Below are 2,150 nucleotides of genomic sequence, written 5' to 3'. Positions count from 1 at the left end.
GCCCATGGTGACCCAGTGGAACCAGACCGTGACCAATAGCACGAACAGGCCGGCAAAGGCGGCCGGCCGCGTCAAAAACCCGATGGCGATGAAGATGCCGCCAAAGAATTCAGTGCAGGCCAGAAGCAACGACCACAACGCGCCCGGATAGAAGCCGAGACCCTCGACCATCTCGGCAGCGCCGAAAGGATTGGTGATCTTCTGCGAACCGTGGATGGCGAGAAACCCGCCGGCGACGACGCGAAGAACGGTTTCGGCACCATCGTGCAGGGCCGCGTAAAACCTGCCAAGGACCGGGATGACAAGGGCGTTGCGGGGATTGTCCGTGCTTGCCGACATTGTAGCTCCTCTGTTTTGCTCAATCAGCGCAAACGGCCGATCAGGTTGGTCGAAGTCAAATAAACAAAAGTTGACCAAAACGAGAATGTTTTACCATCGTGCGATCAAAACGCAGAAAACCCCGCCGAAGCGGGGTTTTCCGGGTGACATCCATGCGAAGCCAGGGGCCGACGGCGCGGCCTGACCTGAGACGGTATCAGGAGGGCGTGAAGCAAGTACGCCCACCCCAGCCCTGAACATCCGACATGGTGCCACCAACCTTCTTGCAGGCGGCGACGAAATCAGCGCTGCAATTGGCGAATTTTGCATGGCCGTTCTTGCAGTAGTGGTCTTCGGTGGCCCCGCCGCTCGGGGCAGCGATGACACCCGGGCTGGACGGCTTGACCGGTGCGGCCTTCAGGGTGGCTGCCTGTGTGGCGCCCATGAACGAGCCGAGCAGAAGGACGGCGGTCAGCATGGTGATCTTGGTGTTGGTCATGGCAATTTCCTTTGATTTGGGTTGAGTTTTCCGAGGCGCGAAGGACCGGCCTTCGCGTGATGCAGGCTTTCGATTTCGGTTTGCTGCTTCCCTCGGTGTGGATCGGGCAAGCTCGCCTTGCCCTGGACAAAGCTGGGTCGCAGCAAGGCGCGAAAAGGTTCAGCGGCGCGCAAAGAAAATCGCACTGCGCCGCGCCTGCGGCGGGCGAATTCCAGATAACTAATTGATATTTAATAGATATTCAGGAAGAATAGCGTGCAGCGAATTCGGAAATGCGCTGCACCACGGCCTTCGATGCGGTGATGCCGCGCGCTTGCGCCTTCTCGGCGGCCTCTGCGCGGGCACGACCGGGCACATGCACGCCGAAGCGCCGCCGCAGCCGGTCAAGCTGGTCCTTCATTCGTTGCTCGAAATCTGGATCGAGCAGCTTGGGTTCGATAGCAAGCACGAACAGTCCCGTGCCGGGGCTGTCCGGCCCGCCGCTGAACCATGGCGCGTCGAGCGACCAGTTGGCGCCCGACAGGCCCGCCGCCAGCACCTCGACCATCAGCGCGATGTTGGCGCCGCGCTGACCGCCGAAGGCGAGCATTGCGCCCTTCATGGCGGCGGCGGGATCGGTGGTCGGGTTGCCGCTGGCGTCCAGCGCCCAGCCTTCCGGGATTGTCTTGCCGTCCTCGGCCGCTTTGCGGATGTTGACGAAAGCGGTGGCGCTCGACGACTGGTCGATGACCAGCGGCGCCCCGTCGGCGGCAGGCGCGGCAAACGACATCGGGTTGGTGCAGTAGACCGGCTTGACCGAGCCCGAGCCGGCAAGCACGGCCGGGCCGTTGGTGGCTGCGAACGACACCAGTCCTTGTGCTGCCAGCCTTCCGGTGAAATAGCCGAGCGCGCCGCATGTATAGGCGTTCTTCTGCGAGAAGATGGCGACACCGAACAGCTTTGCCGCCTTGGCGAGGTCGTCGATGGTGCGGTCGAAGCCGGTATGCGCCAGCCCGCCGCGTGCATCGGAGAGATAGACTGCCAGCGCCGGCCGGGTGATCACCGGGTCGGCATTGCCGTCGATGCGTCCGGCTTCCAGCGCCTCGAGATAGTCGATGAAATGCGACAGACCGACCGAGGAAAGCCCTTCGGCCTCGGCTGATATGATCGAAGCAGTGAGCGATTGCGCCGCTTCCTCATTGGCGCCGGCGCCAAGTGCCGCCATCCGGCACAGTCCTTTTGCCTGGTCGAGACTGAGTTGCATCATGGCCGTCCTAGGGGAGTAGGGGAATAGGGGAGTACGGGACAGTGGGCAGTGAATAGCGAATGGGGATGGAAATGTGAATGTGGATAG

At 62.2% G+C, this 2,150-nt stretch carries 3 protein-coding genes; all 3 read right to left on the bottom strand.

The window, feature by feature from the left end; translation table 11 throughout:
• Positions 1-339 (bottom strand): DoxX family protein (locus EN932_RS34650; RefSeq protein ID WP_164890797.1); only part of this gene is annotated, 339 nt, incomplete at its 3' end.
• 196 nt (positions 340-535) lie between these two features.
• A complete protein-coding gene (locus EN932_RS34645; RefSeq protein ID WP_013528193.1) occupies positions 536-817 on the bottom strand; it encodes a hypothetical protein in 282 nt (93 codons plus the stop codon).
• A gap of 241 nt (positions 818-1,058) precedes the next feature.
• Positions 1,059-2,060, bottom strand: coding sequence for an Ldh family oxidoreductase (locus EN932_RS34640; protein ID WP_024501902.1), 1,002 nt, complete (start codon positions 2,058-2,060; stop codon positions 1,059-1,061).
• Positions 2,061-2,150: the final 90 nt, after the last annotated feature.

Origin of the sequence: Mesorhizobium sp. M7A.F.Ca.US.002.01.1.1 (assembly GCF_004022955.1) — a bacterium.
GTDB lineage: Bacteria > Pseudomonadota > Alphaproteobacteria > Rhizobiales > Rhizobiaceae > Mesorhizobium > Mesorhizobium ciceri.
Note: the sequence above shows the minus strand (reverse complement) of the source record. Positions and strands in the feature narration are given on the sequence as shown.